The 15,180-nt window shown below is 37.1% G+C and carries 15 protein-coding genes and 1 riboswitch; all 15 genes read left to right on the top strand.

Annotated elements, in window-relative coordinates; translation table 11 throughout:
* Window positions 1–14 precede the first annotated feature (14 nt).
* Window positions 15–503 carry a YpuI family protein gene (locus tag BDR01S_RS20025; protein ID WP_066257323.1) on the top strand — a complete coding sequence of 163 codons (489 nt, stop codon included), beginning with the start codon at window positions 15–17 and terminating at the stop codon, window positions 501–503.
* Between the two features lie 117 nt (window positions 504–620).
* On the top strand, window positions 621–1,511 hold the full coding sequence (locus tag BDR01S_RS20020) for a superoxide dismutase (protein WP_066257321.1): 891 nt from the start codon (window positions 621–623) through the stop codon (window positions 1,509–1,511).
* A 161-nt stretch (window positions 1,512–1,672) separates the two neighbouring features.
* Window positions 1,673–2,818 carry a D-alanyl-D-alanine carboxypeptidase family protein gene (locus tag BDR01S_RS20015; RefSeq protein WP_157406220.1) on the top strand — a complete coding sequence of 382 codons (1,146 nt, stop codon included), beginning with the start codon at window positions 1,673–1,675 and terminating at the stop codon, window positions 2,816–2,818.
* A complete protein-coding gene (locus BDR01S_RS20010) occupies window positions 2,811–3,398 on the top strand; it encodes a nucleoside recognition domain-containing protein (protein ID WP_066257319.1) in 588 nt (195 codons plus the stop codon). The genes BDR01S_RS20015 and BDR01S_RS20010 overlap by 8 nt, the downstream gene beginning before the upstream one ends.
* Before the next feature lie 6 nt (window positions 3,399–3,404).
* A complete protein-coding gene (locus BDR01S_RS20005) occupies window positions 3,405–3,941 on the top strand; it encodes a spore maturation protein (RefSeq protein ID WP_066257316.1) in 537 nt (178 codons plus the stop codon).
* Window positions 3,942–4,159: 218 nt separating this feature from the next.
* The gene (rluB, locus tag BDR01S_RS20000) at window positions 4,160–4,897 is read left to right on the top strand and encodes a 23S rRNA pseudouridine(2605) synthase RluB (RefSeq protein ID WP_066257313.1); all 738 of its coding nucleotides are present in this window, start codon (window positions 4,160–4,162) and stop codon (window positions 4,895–4,897) included.
* A gap of 97 nt (window positions 4,898–4,994) precedes the next feature.
* Window positions 4,995–5,519 carry a thiol-disulfide oxidoreductase ResA gene (resA, locus tag BDR01S_RS19995; protein ID WP_066257311.1) on the top strand — a complete coding sequence of 175 codons (525 nt, stop codon included), beginning with the start codon at window positions 4,995–4,997 and terminating at the stop codon, window positions 5,517–5,519.
* Between the two features lie 20 nt (window positions 5,520–5,539).
* The gene (gene resB / locus BDR01S_RS19990) at window positions 5,540–7,174 is read left to right on the top strand and encodes a cytochrome c biogenesis protein ResB (protein ID WP_066257309.1); all 1,635 of its coding nucleotides are present in this window, start codon (window positions 5,540–5,542) and stop codon (window positions 7,172–7,174) included.
* Window positions 7,175–8,359, top strand: a complete 1,185-nt coding sequence (ccsB, locus tag BDR01S_RS19985) for a c-type cytochrome biogenesis protein CcsB (protein WP_066257307.1) — start codon at window positions 7,175–7,177, stop codon at window positions 8,357–8,359. It begins immediately after the preceding gene.
* A gap of 188 nt (window positions 8,360–8,547) precedes the next feature.
* Window positions 8,548–9,264 carry a response regulator transcription factor gene (locus BDR01S_RS19980; protein WP_066257306.1) on the top strand — a complete coding sequence of 239 codons (717 nt, stop codon included), beginning with the start codon at window positions 8,548–8,550 and terminating at the stop codon, window positions 9,262–9,264.
* Window positions 9,261–11,039 carry an ATP-binding protein gene (locus BDR01S_RS19975; protein WP_066257305.1) on the top strand — a complete coding sequence of 593 codons (1,779 nt, stop codon included), beginning with the start codon at window positions 9,261–9,263 and terminating at the stop codon, window positions 11,037–11,039. Before BDR01S_RS19980 ends, BDR01S_RS19975 begins: the two co-directional genes overlap by 4 nt.
* A 271-nt stretch (window positions 11,040–11,310) precedes the next feature.
* Window positions 11,311–11,862: an RNA polymerase sigma factor SigX gene (gene sigX, locus BDR01S_RS19970; protein ID WP_066257302.1), complete on the top strand. Its 552-nt coding sequence runs from the start codon at window positions 11,311–11,313 to the stop codon at window positions 11,860–11,862.
* Entirely contained in the window at window positions 11,837–13,006 is a 1,170-nt protein-coding gene (locus BDR01S_RS19965; protein ID WP_066257300.1) for an RsiX family anti-sigma factor, read from the top strand. The genes sigX and BDR01S_RS19965 overlap by 26 nt, the downstream gene beginning before the upstream one ends.
* A gap of 174 nt (window positions 13,007–13,180) precedes the next feature.
* A complete protein-coding gene (locus BDR01S_RS19960; RefSeq protein WP_066257298.1) occupies window positions 13,181–13,927 on the top strand; it encodes a peptidoglycan DD-metalloendopeptidase family protein in 747 nt (248 codons plus the stop codon).
* Between the two features lie 144 nt (window positions 13,928–14,071).
* Window positions 14,072–14,205: riboswitch (FMN riboswitch) on the top strand.
* 165 nt (window positions 14,206–14,370) lie between these two features.
* A complete protein-coding gene (locus BDR01S_RS19955) occupies window positions 14,371–14,955 on the top strand; it encodes an ECF transporter S component (RefSeq protein ID WP_082797512.1) in 585 nt (194 codons plus the stop codon).
* The last annotated feature ends 225 nt before the right edge of the window (window positions 14,956–15,180 follow it).

Below are 15,180 nucleotides of genomic sequence, written 5' to 3'. Positions count from 1 at the left end.
TTAGGGGGTAAACAATGGGCAATACATTGGTAAAAACACAATTAAATGATGTAAAGAATTTTTTAGGGGTTTCTATCTTAACATTAGAGAATTTTTTAAATGAAGCAACAATTTCGCAATTGAATTTAGAAAATGAAGAGGACCTTCAGTATAATAAATTGATCTTTGCTAATTTACGGAAATTAGCGGTCTATAGTGAAGAAGGGTTGGATGCGTGCTCTGTTATTTTGCAAGGCAGCCCTTTTCAAAAAGCAGCCGCAGAAAAAACTCTTTATAAAATTTATCATCAATGTATTGAAGAATTTTTCTCCCCTAAGAATGATGCTTGGTTCGAAGACAGCAGGTCAGCATACACAGGTAGAAACTCGATAAAGTTTTATCGAAATGTAACTGATCCTATTGTACAGTTAATCAAAAGCTTAGAAGGTGAGTTCCAAAGGATTAGAGAAGAACTTGAATACTATGAAACAGATTACCGAACTAAAATGATTCAATCCAAATAAGAAATATCTTTGAAGACTGTCCTTAAAGGGCAGTCTTTTATCGTGTTCTTAATTAACAGTATCCTTCATACCATCTAGGTAGGTTCTTATAATCTATTGTCAGGAAGAAGGGAATGGATGGATCGTTTTAGTCGATATGTTAACGAATTGTTTGAATGGAATGAACAAATGAAACAGTTTCTTCAATCCGAAAAGGAGGGGGGGAACTCTGAATTATGGGAACATCTTGATCATTTCACGGAGTTAATTGAAAGTACAGGCAGACAATTATCAAATGAAGAGTTGTTAAGCCTTCAAGCGAAGGCTGAGCATATTCATGAGCAAATGGAAAATTATTTTAAAAGAAAACAAGAAAGTGGAGTTCTTGTGACGACAGAAAAAGTGGTCCCCCCCGGGGGCCATATACTCCCGGACCTCACCTACCCTTATAATGCATTAGAACCATATATTTCAGAGGAAATCATGAAGCTTCATCATGATAAGCATCATCGATCATATGTGGATGGGTTAAATAAAGCCGAACTTAACCTAAAAAAAGCCAGGGAAACGAATGATTTCTCCTTAATAAAGCATTGGTCACGGGAGCTTGCCTTTCATGGTTCAGGACATTATCTTCATACAATTTTTTGGAAAAACATGAGCCCGAATGGCGGTGGTACCCCAAATGGCCTTTTAAAAGCTGGAATCGAGAATTACTTTGGGAGTTTTGTGGCGTTTAAAAGACAATTTTCTGAAGCTGCCAAGCAAGTCGAAGGAGTGGGCTGGGCAATTTTGGTTTGGTCTCCACGGGCGCGGCATTTAGAGATACTGCAATCTGAACGACATATGCTATTGACCCAGTGGGATACTATTCCGCTCTTGGTATTAGACGTTTGGGAGCATGCGTATTATTTACAGTATAAAAACAAAAGGCCGGAATATGTCGACAATTGGTGGAACTTAGTCAATTGGCATGATGTAGAGATTCGGTTTGAAAAAGCAACAGATATCAAATGGCCAGCCTATTAAAAAGTTAAGCAGACGACAAAATGTTGTCTGCTTTCGTTTTTCTATCTTAAATAGTCATAACGAGCCTCGTCCTGCATAAACTTGTACAAGAAAAACGAAAAGCAGAAGTGCCTTCCTTGGCATGGAAGCTGATAACTATACAAGGGGACGAGGTTAATCTAATGAGAATGATATCGAAGCTAGTTATTTTTTCTCTCATAGTCTCAATATTCATTGCTACCATTCCTCAAAAGGTGGATGCTTCTGTTTCCGTAAGTGCAGCAAGTGCGGTGTTGATAGAGCAGAAATCAGGTCGAATCCTTTACGAGAAAGATGCTTATACCAAAAGAAGGATTGCGAGTATAACTAAAATTATGACTGCGAAACTAGCAATTGAATCCGGGAAAATGAATCAATACGTAAAGGTAAGCGAACAAGCCACTCGTGCGGAAGGATCGTCAGTCTATTTAAAGCCCGGTGAAAAGATTAAGCTTAAGGACCTTGTATATGGTTTGATGCTAAGGTCTGGAAATGACACGGCTGTAGCGATCGCTGAGTATGTAGGAGGAAGTGTAGAGGGGTTCGCTTACTTGATGAATTTAAAGGCAAAGGAAATCGGGATGTTAAATACCCATTTTTCCAATCCACATGGCTTAGATGACCATGAAAATCATTACTCAACTGCCTATGACATGGCAGTGTTAATGCGTTATGCCATGCAGGATAAAACCTTTAAGAAAATATCCGGCACAAAGGTATATAGAGCTGCAAACCCAACAGAAGATTGGGATCGTGTCTGGAAAAATAAAAACCGCTTACTCACAAAATATAAATATACAACCGGAGGGAAAACCGGTTTTACAAAACGAGCTAAAAGGACATTGGTAACAACTGCAACAAAAGGAGATATGAACCTTATAGCGGTAACCTTGAACGGACCAGACGATTGGAATGACCATATTTCCATGTATGAAAGTGGGTTTAAAGAGTTTGATATGGCCGAAGTCCTCTCGAAAGGGAAAATTGAGGGTGTTAAAAATAAGTATTATAAGAACCGTTTATATGTAAAAAAAGCAATTGTCTATCCCGTAACAACCGAAGAAATGGATTTATTTTCTATTAAATATAAGTTGAACAAGCCAATCAAAAAGTTCGATGAGGATAAGAAAACTGACGAAGTTGTGGGTAAGGCGGTCGTTTACTTGGATGGAAGGGTAATCAAAGAAACCCCAATTTACTATCAGAATATGCCAGAGCCTAATAAAGGGCTGCTGAATTCTGTAAGGAAAATTTTTCTTACGATTATTGGTGTAAAGTCCAATGGTTAATTATATCTGGGTGTTTATGACGGTTGTTGGATTTATTTTTGCATTAATTAATGGAACCATGGCGGAAGTGAATAAAGCCATTTTTGACGGGGCGAAAGAAGCGGTCACCCTCTGCATAGGACTCATTAGTGTCCTCGTCTTTTGGCTTGGCATGATGCGAATCGCTGAGGAGTCTGGCCTGTTAGAACGTTTATCCAAACTATTTCGACCACTTGTCAAACGATTATTTCCTGAAGTCCCAGTAAATCATCCAGCAATGGGCTATATATTATCCAATATGATTTCAAACATGTTTGGTTTGGGAAATGCAGCCACTCCTCTTGGTATTAAAGCGATGGAAGAATTAAAAAAGTTAAATGGAGGGAAGGATTCAGCGAGCAGGTCCATGGTGACTTTTTTAGCAATTAATACTGCTAGTATTACCATAATTCCGACAACTGTCATCGCGATTAGAATGAATTATCATTCTGCTTCACCTACAGAGATAGTCGTTCCGACGATTATAGCAACAATTATCTCAGCGTTAGGTGCAATCATCATTGACCGTTATTTCTATTATCGCAGAAGCCGAAAAGGATGAAGAAACATGGAGCTGATCTCGGTTATATCGTTAACATTTATTCCATTACTTATTGGGTTTATACTATTATATGGCACCTTCAAACAGGTTCCGACCTATGAAAGCTTTGTTGAAGGTGGAAAAGAAGGAATCAAAATTGCTTTTTCAATTATTCCCTTCCTTGTTGGAATGCTAGTGGCCATCTCTATATTTCGGGCATCCGGAGCACTAGATGCTTTAATGAATTGGATACGCCCAGTCATGAAATCAATTGGAGTACCAGCTGAAATTGTGCCATTATTGTTCATCAGACCGATATCAGGAAATGCTGCGCTGGGAATGACTAGTGATTTAATAGCTGTATATGGACCTGATTCATTTATTGGCCGCTTAGCATCTGTTTTACAAGGAAGTACTGACACGACTTTTTATGTGTTAACTGTCTATTTCGGTGCAGTAGGTATTAAAAAAATGGGGGATGCTTTAAAAGTTGGCCTCCTCGCAGATGTAGTTGGAATTATTGTGGCGATAGTAGTTGTTGCTATGATTTTTGGAACAAAATAAACTTAAAGCAATGAGCATGTTCATATTGAACATGCTATTTTATATTCCAGTAATAATACCCGTTACTTTGAAAAGTGAAGTAATTGTGTCATAATTCATAAGGATAGGTTTCTGTGTTCGCTTCCCTGGTAATAGGAAAATACTGTTACTCAGCAGGAAACAAGTAGCTAAATGCAGCCATCTTATCTTTTTATACAGATAAATTCGAGGTGGAATGAATGGAAAGATTGCAAAAAGTAATCGCTCAAGCGGGCATTGCTTCAAGAAGAAAATCTGAGGAATTAATTAAAGAAGGGCGAGTAAAGGTTAATGGAAAGGTTGTTACAGAGCTTGGTCTGAAGGTATCTTCATCTGATAGGGTGGAAGTGAATGGAATTCAGATTGAGAAAGAAGAACCTGTTTATTTCCTTTTATATAAACCAAGAGGAGTTATATCAAGTGTTAATGACGAGAAGGGTAGAAAAGTGGTTACTGATTTCTTTCAACATTTTAAAGAAAGAATTTTTCCAGTTGGACGCCTTGATTATGATACATCAGGATTATTAGTATTAACGAATGATGGAGAATTTGCTAATTTACTCATGCATCCGAAAAGTGAAATTGACAAAGTGTATGTTGCAAAGGTTAAAGGAATACCATCAAAAGAAAATCTAAGGAAGCTTGAAAAAGGAATCCGTCTAGAAGACGGGAAAACAGCCCCAGCAAGAGTGAAATTGCTTTCTGCTGATAATAAAAAACAATCTGCGATTGTTGAAATTACCATCCATGAAGGTAGAAATCGTCAAGTTCGCAGGATGTTTGAAGCAATTGGTCATGATGTATTGAAATTAAAGCGTGAACGATATGCATTCTTAACACTGAATGGTTTAAAAACGGGTGATGCAAGAGAGCTTACGCCACATGAAGTAAAGCAGCTAAGAGCATTGGGGATTGGAACTGTGAAAAAAAATTCATAAAAACGTCACAATTAGTATTTTTCATTTCCACAGTACTTGTGTTGCAAAGTGCTATAATTAGACAAACTGTGTTGTGTGATCTACTGGAGGGGAATTAATGAAAAAACGGCGATTAGTTATTAGAACAATAATCCTACTTTTATTAGCGGCTGCCGTTGCTTATACGCTATATGCTAATTTTACAAAAGATAATAAACAAAAAGTGGCGGTTAATAGCATAGCACCTGATTTTGCATTGGTTGACATGCAAGGAAAAAAACATCGGCTTTCAGATTTTCGAGGACAAGGGGTATTCTTGAACTTCTGGGGAACTTGGTGCCCACCTTGTAAAAAGGAAATGCCTTATATTAATAATCAATATAATCAATACAAGGATAACGGGGTTCAAGTAGTGTCAGTTGATATACAGGAATCAGAACTTGCTGTCAATCAATTTGCAGAACGCCTTAAGCTAGACTTTCCGATTATGATTGATAAAGACAAAGAGGTTATGAATACCTATGGAATTGATTTGCTGCCTGCCACCTTTTTGATTGATAAAAATGGAAAGGTAGTAAAGTATTATACGGGTGAGTTAACAGAAGAAAGAATTAGGGAATTTATGGAGAAAATAAAACCTTAAGGTTGTTGGGAGTTTTTTCAATGAAAGATGTTAAATGTGAATGCGGACATGTAAATCCACATGGAACCGTTTTATGTGAAGCATGCGGAAAGATTCTGGATGAGCAAACTAACCCTGCAGAGCTTCTAGACATGCGTTATGAAGGAAGTGCACGACGTTCACAAACATACAATAAAACATTTATTGATAAAATATGGAACTTTTTTTCCTCAGTTAAAGTCGGCGTTTGGCTAATTATTATTACCTTAATTGCTTCCTCACTTGGAACGATTCTTCCGCAAGAGATGTATATTGATCTGCCGGCAGATGTTTATTATGCGCAGGAATACGGGTGGGTTGGTAAATTATATTACCAATTAGGCTTCAATAATTTATATGGCTCTTGGTGGTATTTATTATTAATTGCAATGATCGGTATATCCTTGGTCATTTGTAGTCTCGATCGTGTGGTGCCATTATATAAAGCCCTGAAGGCCCAACGGGTGACAAGACATGAAGGGTTTTTAAAACGACAGCGTATTTTTGGCGTAAACGAAAGTGCGGATGAAAATGATTTTATGGCAATTAAGAAGCAGCTTAAGGAAAAACGCTATCAGGTTCGTGAAGAAAATGGGGATATTTTAGCTGAAAAAGGGCGTTTTTCTCGCTGGGGTCCATACGTAAACCATGTTGGCTTAATCATTTTTTTATTTGGCGGAATGCTCCGCTTTATTCCGGGGATGTATGTAAATGAAGATCTTTGGGTACGGGAAGGCGAAACGGCTGTAGTGCCGGAAACAGATGGACAGTTCTATATTCAAAATAACAAATTCATTCTAGAGCATTACGATAAAAATAAAGATAAGACCTTTGAAAAAGCGATTAGTATGGCAGGGGAGGTTGTGAAAAACTACCAATCCAACGTTGTACTATATAAACGTGTTGGAGAAAATCTCCCAGGTGAGAAACCCAAACTGAAGAAGATTGAAGATTATAAGGTCCGAGTTAATTTACCGCTCACATATGAAGGCTATTCCGTTTTCCAAGCTTCCTTCAGGAGTGAATTAAATAAGATGTCATTTGCATTGACTAATAAACAGACAAAAAAATCAGTAGGCGAGCTTAGAGTTGACCTTAGAGATCCAAAGACGAAGTATGATCTAGGGAATGGATATTCTGTTGAAATTCTAAACTATTTTCCTGACTTTGAGTTTGCAGAGAACGGGGAGCCCACAACGAAATCTCGAGTACCAAACAATCCTGCATTTGTCTTTCGGATGGTTTCTCCTGAAAAGCCAAAAGGAGAAACTAGTTTTGTGGCCATTAAGCAAACCATCGAGCCATTTGGGGATAATCAATATAAAATGGCATTTAAAGGAATTGAGACAAAAAATATATCAGGTTTTATTGTTCGTAAGGATTCAACATTATGGGCAATTATTTTGGGTGGAATCATATTCATGATTGGTGTCATCCAAGGGGCCTATTGGAACCATCGCCGAATTTGGATTCAAAATAAAAACGGGCAAGTTTGGGTTGCGGCACATACAAACAAAAATTGGTACGGACTAAAAAAAGAAATTGAAACCGTATTAAAAGATACAAAACTTGTTATGCCAGATGATCAAGTTCAAACGGAAGATACTGATAAATCTAAAGAAAAGGAGAGTGTCTAGTTGGTTACAATAAGCAGTAATTTATTATTTATTTCTTTTATTCTCTATTTAGTTGCAACACTTTTTTACGGCGGGTCTATTAAATCAAAAAAGCATACGAGTGAAAAGGAAGGAACCAATAGATGGGGGCAGATTGCTGTTCTGTTAACTATTATTGGGTTTGTTTCACAGCTGGGTTACTTTATCACTAGATGGATTGCTGCGGGACACGCACCTGTTAGTAACATGTTTGAATTCACAACATTCTTCGGGATGGCCCTTGTTGGTGCATTTATAGTTATTTATTTTATTTATCGTACAACCTTACTTGGATTATTTACAATGCCTGTGGCTCTATTGGTAATTGCTTATGCAAGTATGTTTCCAAAGGATATTTCGCCATTAATACCGGCATTACAAAGTTATTGGTTACATATTCACGTAACTACTGCAGCTATTGGGGAGGCTATTCTATCGATAAGCTTTGCAGCAGGGCTTATTTATCTCGTAAAGGCAATTGATCAAACCAAATCTAGCAAACAAACATTTTGGCTTGAAATGGTAATGTTTGCGTTAGTTGCTGTGCTAGGCTTTGTTACTGTTTCATCCATATTTTCAGGTACGGGTTACCATGAAAAATTTAATTGGATTGATAAGCACGACAATGCCCAAGTTGTTGAATATACCATGCCTTCCATTTCGGGCCCTCATAAAGGAGAATTACTAACAAAGGACGGATTTAAGCCTTTGTTCGAGGTACCTGCTTTTATTAATGCAAAGAAATTAAATACCGTAATTTGGTCAATTATGGCGGGCCTCGTTATTTATGGTTTAATTAGATTGATTTTACGAAAACGAATTGCTGCAGCACTAAAACCGATTGTTAAAAATATTAAATTAGACTTTGTTGATGAAATTAGCTATCGCTCGGTATTAATCGGTTTCCCTGTCTTTACTCTGGGTGCACTTATTTTCGCGATGATCTGGGCACAAATGGCTTGGTCAAGATTCTGGGGCTGGGATCCAAAAGAAGTTTGGGCATTAATAACTTTTTTATTCTATGCAGCATTTTTACATCTTCGTCTTTCAAAAGGGTGGCATGGCGAAAAATCTGCTTGGTTGGCAGTAATTGGCTTTGTAATTATTATGTTTAACCTTGTTGCAGTCAATCTCGTAATTGCTGGACTCCATTCCTATGCTGGATAATCATTTGTAAACTGGATAAGGATATAATTTAATAACCTTCATTTACTAATAAGTGAAGGTTATTTATAAAATTTTCAAATGTAACAACAGTTGTCAAATTATTGACACTTTTAATAGGAGTAATTAGTACGAAAATATAGCATAAAACCAGCCCGTTTTGTAAAATAAACTCCATGGGGGGATTAATAATGGAAAAAGACGTGAAAATATTAGTTGTGGATGATGAGGAAAGAATTCGCCGTTTATTAAAAATGTATTTAGAGCGTGAAGACTATACAATTGATGAAGCTGAAGATGGAACTGAGGCGTTAACAAAAGCTTTTGCTAATGATTATGATGTCATTCTTCTTGACCTGATGATGCCAGGGAAAGATGGAATTGAGGTTTGTCGTGAATTAAGAGAAAAGAAGGCAACACCGGTCATCATGCTTACTGCTAAAGGGGAAGAAATTAATCGTGTTCAAGGCTTTGAAGTGGGCACTGATGACTATATTGTCAAACCATTTAGCCCGAGAGAGGTTGTCCTGCGGGTCAAAGCCTTGTTAAGAAGGTCTTCACAAACAAGTTACCTGCAAACGGAAACGACAACAAAAGACGTGATTGTATTCCCGCACTTAACCATTGATAATGATGCACACAGGGTAACTGCAGATGGTAAAGAGGTAAGTTTAACGCCAAAAGAATATGAATTGCTTTATTTCTTAGCGAAAGCACCAGATAAAGTATTCGACCGTGAGCAATTACTTAAAGAAGTATGGCATTATGAATTTTTCGGAGATCTACGGACAGTTGATACACATGTAAAACGTCTTCGTGAAAAATTAAACAAAGTTTCCGAGCAAGCCGCAAGAATGATTGTTACAGTTTGGGGCGTAGGTTATAAATTTGAGGTTATTAATGAATGACGCTTTTAAGAAGTGTTGTTGGAAAGCTATGGTTAACGATCCTTTTATTAGTATCTTTTGTGCTTTTCATTTTAACAATCATGCTTCTCGAATTTTTCCAGAACCAAAATACACTTGAGATGAAAAATGATTTAACCAATACAGCTGAGAAAATTGCAAACGTTTTAGAAGAGCATCCTAAAGAAAAATTTCCACTTGGACTAGAGATATCCTGGGAAATTATCGATAAAGTCAACAAAGTAGTCATTATTAAAAATGACAGTGAAATCTACTACTCTCCAAACACGGATATTTCGAATAGGTTATCTTTAACTGATATTCAAAATGATCCCAAGCTATCACAAGTATTTACTAAAGATTTATCCGTTGAAAAGGTTTCTACCCTTTCGTTTAACGATGGTAAAGAAGGAGATAAGTATTCAATTATAGGTGTACCTTTGCATCTGCCCGGGGAAGAAAAAAGTGCAGTTTTTATCTATCAATCAGTAGAAGTAATGCAACAAACCACCCATGAAACAACAAAATTTATTTTACTTGTTGCAGGTGTTGCTATTATTCTTACGACTATTTTTGCCTTCTTTTTGTCGACAAGAATTGCAGCCCCTTTAAGAAAAATGAGAGAAGCAGCGTTTGAAGTAGCTAGAGGGAAATTCGATACAAAAGTCCCAATCCTTACACATGATGAAATTGGTGAACTAGCAACGGCATTTAATCAGATGGGTAGACAGTTGAAATTCAATATGAGTGCTCTTAGCCAAGAGAAAGAGCAATTATCGAGTATTTTAAGCAGTATGGCAGATGGCGTAATTACCTTTAATCGGGATGGGACAATTCTGATTACCAACCCTCCAGCTGACCGTTTTCTTCAGTACTGGTATTATGAAATGGGTGGAATTAGTACTGATTCCGAGGCCATACCACCAGAGGTAACGGACCTGTTTGAACAAGCTGTCGATACGGAGGCAGAACAAGTCGGTGAAATTTCATTTCAAGGTAGGCATTGGGTTATCCTGGTTAGTCCATTATATAGTAACCGGTTTATTCGTGGTGCAGTAGCTGTTTTGAGGGATATGACTGAGGAACGACAGTTAGATAAAATGAGACAAGACTTTATTGCTAATGTCTCCCATGAGCTTAGAACACCTATATCGATGTTACAAGGCTATAGCGAGGCAATAGTTGACGATATTGCTGAATCCCAGGAAGAGAAAAAGGAAATGGCAAAGGTCATCTATGATGAATCATTGCGAATGGGCAGGCTTGTCAATGAGTTGCTGGATTTAGCCCGTATGGAAGCAGGACATCTGCAATTAACAATGGAAGATGTTAATATTACTTCATTTATTAATCGAATTATTCATAAGTTCCAGGGACTAGCTAAAGATAATGGAATTCAATTGTATGCAGAAATAGAAAATGAAACCACCACTATTTCCTTTGATCCTGATCGAATCGAACAGGTACTCACCAATTTAATAGATAACGCCATCAGACATACACCAAAGGGTGGCTCTGTTAAATTAAGTGTGACTTCGGATGATAAAGGCATAATGATTAGAGTGAAGGATTCTGGCACTGGTATTCCTGATGAAGACTTACCTTTTGTGTTTGAAAGGTTTTATAAGGCGGATAAAGCCCGGACGAGAGGAAGAGCTGGAACAGGACTTGGACTAGCTATTGCTAAAAATATTATTGATGCACATCGTGGTCATATTTCTGTTCAGAGTAAACTGGATCACGGAACGACATTTTCCTTTTTACTACCTCGAAAATAGTAATAAGAACAAGTATTTTGCCGATTGTTCTTGATTCACGAGGAACACTTAAAAGCGGAAGCGACCGTTAAGGGCCAATCCACTAGTCGCTGGAGCTGGATACACTTAAAAAAACTCATCCAAAAAGAGGATGAGTTTTTTTAGTGTTATGATTTTTGGGAAATATATTCCAATTTATACCTTCCTTTTTGTCACAAAAAAGTCTATATTTATAAGGTGAAACTTTTTATACATATAAATCGACTAATATTATGAACGGGGAGGGGAATTGATGGACTCCGTTTTCGATGAACTTTACCAAAAATATCATCATGACGTTTTTCAATTTCTATTTTATATGGTCAGAAACAAAGAACATGCTGAGGATCTTGTCCAAGAGGTCTATATTAGGGTCTATAAATCTTATCGTCGTTTCGAAGGGAAAAGCAGTGAGAAAACCTGGTTGTTTTCAATCGCAAGAAATGTAGCCATTGATTTCTTCCGGAAACAAAAAGGATGGAAAGAACGATTACTCGAAAAATTTGATTGGTCCACCGATCAGCTGAAGGATGGATATTCTTTACCAGAAGAAATCACGGTCCAGAAGGAAGAAATTAGATGGGTTTATAACTGCCTTGAATTTTGCACAATGGACCAACGTTCTGTTATTATTCTACGCTATATACAAGATTTATCGATAGCTGAAACAGCCCAAGCATTGGGATGGACTGAAAGCAAAGTGAAAACCACACAGCACCGATCGTTAAAGGTTTTGAAGAAGCATATGGAAATTCCATATGAAAAGGAGGGGGCAGCTGGTGAAAAAGTCAGAGTGGAGCGATAAACAGCTCGAAGAATTATTAAGGCAAATGCCTAAGATACAAGATAATCGCCATCCTCGTGACATTTATCAAAATCTTAATATTAGAAAAAGGAAAATAAAACAATGGCTGCTGCCCGGCCTCGCTACTGCATGTGCATTGCTTATTTTTTTCATTCTAGTTCCTAAATTAATGATTGGAAATCAGTACGCTGAGGAGAAGGCGAGTCAAAAAGATGCTTCAGCTGGGCAGGAAATGCAAAATACGGATGAAAATTCAAAGCTTGCAAAAGAAAGTGATAATTCACAAGCAAAAACATTTTCAGAAGCCGGGAATAATGAACTTTTAAAAACAGCTATCTATGATGATGATGTGAACAATGGAACAGTCTTAACTTATTGGATCCCCGATTCACAAGCGCAAATACTAGTTCCAGTATCCACTTTAGTTTATGATTCAACTAATAAATCAACGTTTACTTTATTCATTGAAAAAATGATGAATTTACAGGAAGAGGACTGGGGGTTAAGCGAATTTTATCCTCTAAATGCTACTCTTACGCTTGATGAGAAAAACGAAAGTGTTTTGGTTGATGTGCCCGCAAATCATCAGTACGGACAAGGCTCGACAACTGAAATCAATTTTATTAAAGTATTAAAAAAAGATATTTCTTCAAATAGTCAAATGAAAAAGATACATTTTTCAACAAATGGTGAGCCCGGTATTGAATTAGGGAACTATGGAAGGCAAAAAGAAATCCAAGTTGTTGAAGAGAAGAATCATGCTTTCTTCTTTTATTATTCCGCAGGGAATGAAATTCCCTATTTAGTGCCATCAATTGATACGTATAAAGATATTCATACAGCTTTGGAAGCAATGAAGAATGATCAGCCTTTATTGGGATTAAAAAGTTCCCTTTTACCGGGACTTCCGATTAAGGATGTTTCCACAAATGAAAAAACATTATATGTTACACTTAAGGAAAATTCGAACCTGAGCGATAATCAACTGACAATGAATGCGTATGAGTCTTTATTATTGACAGCCAAAGAATTTGGTTTAGAAAAAGTAATAATTAAGAATTCGTCAATTAAAAACATCGGGCCATTTGACCTGTCAAAAGAAAATAAAGTCCCGCTGGCTCCAAACTTTCGAACGATTCAATAATGATTCCCAATCAACCCAATGTGGTTGATTTTTTTTATTATGAATAAAATATCCGTAATCTCCCAATTATAACAAGTATGCCTAAGCGCTCCTCCGCCGGGAAAAAGTTCTAAACGTGAAACAAATTACATATGGTGTGGAGGAGGAAAAGAACAAAGGAGGTTAATAAAGAAAATGCGAGACTACATAAAAAGGGTTCTCATTGCCCTAATTATGGCGCTGTGTGTCAGTTTATTATTTTTAGGTGGAAAGCATTCAGAAGCAAGTATGAAGGATGAGAGAGCGATTAAGGATGGGTGGATATGGCCTACAGACGGTATTATTTCTGATACATATGGAACCAGAATGGGGAAACATAAGGGGATTGATATCGCCGGAAAAATAAACACTCCTGTTCTTGCCGTCGCTGATGGTCAAGTGGTGAAATCCTATTTTTCTAATACATACGGAAATGTGGTATTTATTAAACATCCAAGTCATTTTGTTACTGTCTATGCTCATTTAAACAAGCGAACAGTACTTGAAGGACAAATGATTAAGCAAGGAACTGTATTAGGAAAAATGGGGAGAACTGGAGAAGCCACCGGAACCCATCTTCATTTTGAAACGCACCAGCAAGTGTGGAGATATGATAAGAAATTTGCAATGGATCCAGAAAAGCTCTTAGGAAGCGTTGATACAGGCGTGATGGTTAGAGGTGGAATTGCAGGAATCCATAACGATGTATTAGAAGCCAGTACCCATGTAAAACAGCAGAACGAGAATAATTCAAGGACGGGCAAAAAGCAATATATCGTCAAACAAGGTGATACATTGTACTCCATTTCGAGAAAAACAAATATGACAGTAACACGCATTAAAGAACTCAACGATCTGTCTTCAAACCTTATTAAACCTAAACAAATATTAACTATAAATTAAGATAATAAACTACCCGCAGATTCAGGATTCTGCGGGTTTGTTTATTGTAAAAATAATAAAAAAGTGACAATACCATTAAATACTAAATTCTTTACTTAACAAAATATGCATACTGCAGTATAATTATATTGTAATTAAATATCGATCTATCTTCGGGGCAGGGTGAAATTCCCGATCGGCGGTATTTGAGTAAAACTCATAAGCCCGCGAGCCGTATTTTGGCAGGATTTGGTGTGATTCCAAAGCCGACAGTATAGTCTGGATGGGAGAAGATGGAGGTTCTGCAGACGTTCAAAATTTCTAGCGAAATGAACGTTTATTAAGCGTGCCTTTGTGAACTCCCTCAAGCTTATTTTCTTGAGGGAGTTTTTATTTACATAGGTTTCGACTGTTGCTGAACCTCTCTTCCTAAACACGATGGATCAAAAAGAGGAGAGAGGAAGATGAAGAAGATGAAGAAACAGAGGAAATTGAATGTCAGGGCTTATGTGTCAATTGGAATGCTGAGTAGTATTGCCTTTCTGCTAATGCTAATACAATTTCCATTGCCGCTATTCCCAAATTTCTTATTTGTCGATTTCAGCGACATACCAGCATTAATTGCTGCATTGATTTTTGGACCGATTGCAGGAATATTAGTAGAACTTTTTAAAAATATCCTTAATTATATTCAGACAGGAAGCTTTACAGGAATTCCTGTCGGCCATATAGCCAATTTCGCAGCTGGAATTGTGTTTATCCTGCCCACATATTATGTCTATAATAGACTCAAAACTAGAAAAGGTATGACAGTAGCATTAATTTCCGGGACTGTAACGATGGCAGTTATAATGAGTATTCTAAATTACTTAATTATTTTACCTGCATATACCCTACTAATGGGTTTTCCAGATATGCGGAACTTGGTTGTACCAGCCATCTTGCCTTTTAATATCCTAAAAGGCGTGATGATGTCCGCGATCTTTATGCTTCTGTTTATTCGGATGCAAGCATGGATTAATAAATATACAACAATTAAAAGCGTCTAATAGAAAACAGCAGGGGAACCATTCCTAAAGAGTTCCGTTTTGAGGTGGTTTTCATAAGATACATGCCGAAATGACAGTCGTATTGGCATCGTTATTGGTATATAAAAAAAGTAAAACTCGCCATAGTAATTGGCGAGTTTCTTTATACTCCTTTTTAAATAAGATATCTTGTCCTTAATCGAGTAGCCAGTAGAAGTAGAACAAGAGGAGATTTTCCGGTTAAAT

It is taken from the genome of Neobacillus drentensis NBRC 102427, from assembly GCF_001591445.1.
Classification (GTDB): Bacteria; Bacillota; Bacilli; order Bacillales; family Cytobacillaceae; genus Neobacillus; species Neobacillus drentensis.
The sequence above is the reverse complement of the archived record's forward strand: the minus strand, read 5'-3'. Positions and strand labels throughout refer to the sequence as shown.